The 4,886-nt window shown below is 66.5% G+C and carries 3 protein-coding genes; all 3 read right to left on the reverse strand.

What is annotated here, in order from left to right; genetic code table 11:
* Window positions 1-1,036, reverse strand: a 1,036-nt coding sequence (gene torT, locus JOY90_RS16145) for a TMAO reductase system periplasmic protein TorT (RefSeq protein ID WP_291692117.1), incomplete at its 3' end; no start/stop codon positions are given.
* Between the two features lie 106 nt (window positions 1,037-1,142).
* Complete coding sequence (locus JOY90_RS16150; RefSeq protein WP_291692118.1) at window positions 1,143-3,104, reverse strand: hydantoinase B/oxoprolinase family protein; 1,962 nt, start codon at window positions 3,102-3,104, stop codon at window positions 1,143-1,145.
* 3 nt (window positions 3,105-3,107) lie between these two features.
* Window positions 3,108-4,886 (reverse strand): hydantoinase/oxoprolinase family protein (locus tag JOY90_RS16155; protein WP_291692119.1); only part of this gene is annotated, 1,779 nt, incomplete at its 5' end.

Genomic DNA, 4,886 nt, shown 5'->3' on the forward strand with positions numbered 1-4,886 from the left:
TCCAGGACCCCGGCGCCAGCACGAGATCCATCTGCAATTTCGAGACCGTGCTCTTGTCGACCGCCGACGCCAGTGGCTGGGCCAGGCTCATGACCGGCTTCTTCTCGATCAGACGCACCGCCTGATCGACCGAGACCGCACCCTCGCCGACCGGATACTGGGTCGCGAAGGCCAGGATGTCGCCGCGGTTCAGCGCATCCAGCATGGCCTGGTTCTCGTAGGACGACATGATCTTCATGTCGCTGCGGCCGGCTTCCGCTACCGCACCGATCGCGGCTTCGGCGGTCGGGGCGGTGCCCCAGATGATGTTCATGGCAGGGTAGGCCTGCAGCGCGTCCTGGATGAGCTGAAGCTGCACCGCGACGCCGGAATCGCCGAATTTCTCGCCGAGCACCTTGGCGTTGGGATTCTTCGCTACCGCCTTCTTGAAGCCTTCGTTGAAGGACTCCGCCCAGCCCGAGCCGGCCGGGCCCGGGAAGGTCACGATGTTGAGCTTGTCGTCGGGCTTGGTCTGCGCCAGCAGACCTTCACCGGTCACCCCGCCCATGGCGACGAAGTCGACATAGATCGCGGCCGGCAAGGCGTTCGGCGGCAGCGGGTTGGCGACGCCGACCACCGGCACGCCTTTCGCCTTGGCTTCCTCGAACTTCTTGCTGAGCCCGGCACCGGAGATCGCACCGACGATGATCGCGTCGAAGCCGCTCGCCATACAGTCGTCGAACTGCGAGAGCTGCTTCGGCAGGTTCTCGTAACCGCCTGCTTCGTACAGCGTCATGTTGACGTTCATCGCCTCGGCCTGCTTGACGATGCCATAGGCCACCGCGACCCAGAAACTGTCCTTCATGTGCGGAAACAGCACACACAGTCTGTACGGCTTTTCGGCCTTCGGCAGCGGCGTGTACTCCGCGGGCTTCGGCGTCCCCGACGAGGCATCGTAGACCTTCATCGGAAACCACGGCGTTTCCGCAGCGGCCGGCGCGGCCAACGCGATCACTGCGATCGCCGCAAGAGGGAGAGAAATGGCACGGTAGGTCATGGCTCAATCCTTTGGGTTCGAATGACGGGCGAGAGCGACGAGATTCGCAATCCCACCCCATGCTCGTTTCATGCGGCCCATGGGCCGCATGCCTGCCGTCAAAACGTCAGTCCACAGCCCAGCTTGCGACCGAGCGCCGCTCGAACACGTCGCGGAATTGCCGGGTGGATTCGGGAAGCAGCGCGCCGGTGCCCCAGTCGAGGATCACGGCGTGGCGACGGATCACGTCGAGCGCGTCGAGTTCGCCCTTGCGATAGCGCTCGGCGACAATTTCGGGATCGAGCCTCGCGTTGCCGACGCGCTCGGCCCGCAGTTTTGCGCGCAGCGCCGTGGTGGCGGGCGCATCGACCTCGTACTCGCAGAGCTCCGCATCGATGGTCCGCACCACCACGCCATAATCCGTGGCGGCGCGTTCGACCGAAACGTAATCGTCCTTGATGTCCTCGATCACCAGCGCCGGCTCGCGTTCGAGCGGGTCGCCAAAACCGCCGCCGCCGGCCGTCGGGCGCGAGAACACGTCGCCCTCGCCGATCGGTACGTCGGAGAAGATCGAGCCGAGCCGCTCCTCGCTGTCCGCCCCGGCGCGCTTCAGCGTCAGGCCATGCGGCATCGACGGCAGGCCGCCCTCGATGCCCCAGACCACGGCGCGCTCGCGGTCACAGATATAGGAAATCACCGTCTTCTCGGCGGCCAGCATGCGCGAGGTCTTCATCACGCCCGCGCCGCCCCGCCATTTGCCCGGACCGGGCGAATCCGTGAGAATCTCATATTCGGTGGTCAGGATCGGATTGGCGCGCTCCTGGCCTTCGACCGGCTGCGACATCAGTCCGGTGCCGAAACAGGCGGTGGTGACGTTGCAGCCGTCCTTGCCGTTGCGGCCGCCCCAGCCGCCCGGCAGCCAGTCGTAGAACATGAAGATCGGCTTGTCGGCGCTGCGCGCGTCGAGGCCGCCGGTCAGGAGATATTCGAGATTGAAGGCGCAGGCGATCGCCCGCTCCGGCATCAGCTTCGACCACATCTCGTAGATCGCGTTCATGATCTTCTCGAATGGCATCAGGAAGCCGGTGACCGCGATCGGCCATTTCGCGTCCACGATCGAGCCCTCGGGCGCGATGATCTCGAAGCAGCGGTAGAAGCCGGAGTTGAGCGGCAGGTCCGGGAAGAACGTCTTCATCCCGGCCGCCACCGCCGAGAAGGTCGCGCCGAAGGCCGAGTTGTAGATCGAGCCGATGGTCGGATGGCTGCCGGTGAAGTCGTAGATGGCGCGGTCGCCCTTGATCGTTAGCTTCACCTTGATCGGGATCAGGCCCTCGCCGCCGGCCGGGTCGCGGTCGATGAAATCGACCGTCTCCCACTCGCCGTCGGGCAGCGCCGCCATGCGCTGGCGCACCGAGCGCTCGACATAGTCCTGCACGGCGGCAAGGCCGGTCTCGACCGTATCGCGGCCGTATTTGCCGACGAGACGCAGGATCTCGCGCTCGCAGACCTGTGTCGCCTGCGCCTGCGCCTGGATGTCGCCGATGATCGAGGCCGGATCGCGCGTATTGGCGGCGATCAGGTGGGCGACGTCCTTACAGAAGCGGCCCTTGTCGAACAGCCGCACTGGCGTGATCCGCAAGCCCTCGCGGAACATCTCGCGGGCGACGACGTCGAACGATCCCGGCACGCTGCCGCCGACATCCGACCAGTGCCCGTTGGACTGGCTGAAGGCGATGATCCTGCCGTCGGCGACGATCGGGCGGATCAGCCGCACGTCGGAGAAATGCGTGCCGCCGGCGTAAGGATCGTTGATGGCGAAGACGTCGCCTTCATGCATGTCGCCGTCGAAATGGCGCATCACGTCCTGGCAGGTGAAGTGCAGCGTGCCGACGTGGACGGCGATGTCCTGGTTGCCCTGCGCGGCGCATTCGCCCTTGGCGTCATGCAGCGCGCTGGAGAAGTCATGGTTGTAGATCACGAAGGAGTAGCAGGTCCTGAGAATCTGCTCGCCCATCTGGTCGACGCTGGTGATGAAGGAGTTTTTCAACACCTCGAAAGTCACGGGATCGAGCGGAAGATCGGTGGCCATCGGTCACTCCCTCACGCGGATGATGATGTTGAGGTACTTGTCGACCTCGGCGCTGGCGCCGGGCGGCACCACGGTCGTGGCATCGACCTGCTCGATGATGGCGGGACCGACGAAGCGGAAGCCGCTAGGCAACTGCTCGCGCTCGTAGACCGGCGTATCCAGTGCGCTGCCATCGAACCAGACCCGGCGCCGCGACGCCGGCTCCGGGATCACGTCCGAAGGCGCATGCACGGCGAACGCCGCCTTGGGCACGACGCCCATCGCCTTCAGATTGAGACGGAAGAAGCTCACGGGAGAGTCGTCGCGGCGGAAATTGTATTCGCGCAGATGCTCGGCATGGAAGCTTTCGACGAGCGTGCCGATCGCGCCGATCGGGCGGCTCGCATTGACCGCGAGCGAGCGCCACTGCCCGCGATACATCATGTCGATCGAGCGCTGCAGGACGATGTCCTGCTCGGCCACGCCCTCATGCGTCAGGCGGGCCAGCGCCTCCTTCTCCAGCGCGGCGAACTGCGCCTCGATGTCGGCGGCATCCGCCTCCTCCGCGCCGACCATGCAGCTCTGCGAGAAGTCGTGCTGCATGTCGACCAGGAGACAACCAAGCGCCGAGGTCACGCCCGGATTGGGCGGCACGATGACGGCGGGAATCGCAAGCTCGCGGGCGACATCGACGCCGTGCAGCGCGCCAGCGCCACCGAAGGCGACAAGGGCGAAATCGCGCGGATCGTAGCCGCGGCTGATCGAGATCAGCCGCACCGCGTCCGACATGTTGGCGTTGGCGACCTTGACGATCGCATCCGCCGCCTCGTGCAGGCCGAGGCCGAACGGTCTTGCCACGCCCTCCTCGACCGCGCGGCGCGCCAGCTCCGGATCGAGCATCACCTTGCCGCCGGCGAGACTGGTGCCGAGGCGGCCCAGCGTGACATTGGCGTCCGTGTTGGTCGGCTGTTGATTGCCGTTGCCATAGCAGGCCGGGCCCGGATAGGCGCCGGCCGATTGCGGACCGTTGCGCAGCGAGCCGGCCGGATCGGTCCAGGCCAGCGACCCGCCGCCGGCGCCGATGGTCAGCACCTCGATCGAGGCGAAACGGATCGGATAGCCGAACTCGACATGCCAGTCCTTGGTGATCCGCGACTGGCCTTCGTAGGCCAGCGAGACGTCGGTGGACGTGCCGCCCATGTCGAGGCCGATCGAGTTCGGAAAGCCGCAGAGGCCGGCGATGTAGCGGCTGGCGATGGCGCCGGCGGCGATGCCGGAGCCGGCCAGCCGGGCGGCGAAATCCTTGACGCTCGCAGGCGTCATCACGCCGCCGCCGGTGTGCAGCAGCAAAAGGTCGCGCGTGTAGCCGTCGCGCGCCAGACGGTCGCCCAGCCGGGTCGTGTAGTCGACCACGACCGGGCTCACCACGGCGTTGGCGACGGTGGTGGAAAAACGCTCGTGCTCGAAAATCTCCGGCAGCACCTGCGAGGAGATCGAGACCGGCACGTCCGGCATCTCCGCGCGCAGGATGTCGCGCATGGCGCGCTCATTGGCGCCGTTGAGATAGGCGTTCATGAAGCAGACCGCGATCGCGGCAACGCCGCGGCGCTTCAGGATGCGCGCGACTTCGCGGGCGGCCGCGACGTCGAGCGGCTCGACCACCTTGCCCGCCGCGTCGACCCGCTCCGGCACAGTGAGCCGGTCGCGCCGCGGCACATAGGGCCGCACGACGTCCTTGTAGGTGTCCCACAGGTCTTCCTTGTTGGCGCGGCGGATCTCGATCACGTCGCGGAAGCCCTCGGT

Origin of the sequence: Bradyrhizobium sp., assembly GCF_019242285.1 — a bacterium.
Classification (GTDB): domain Bacteria; phylum Pseudomonadota; class Alphaproteobacteria; order Rhizobiales; family Xanthobacteraceae; genus Bradyrhizobium.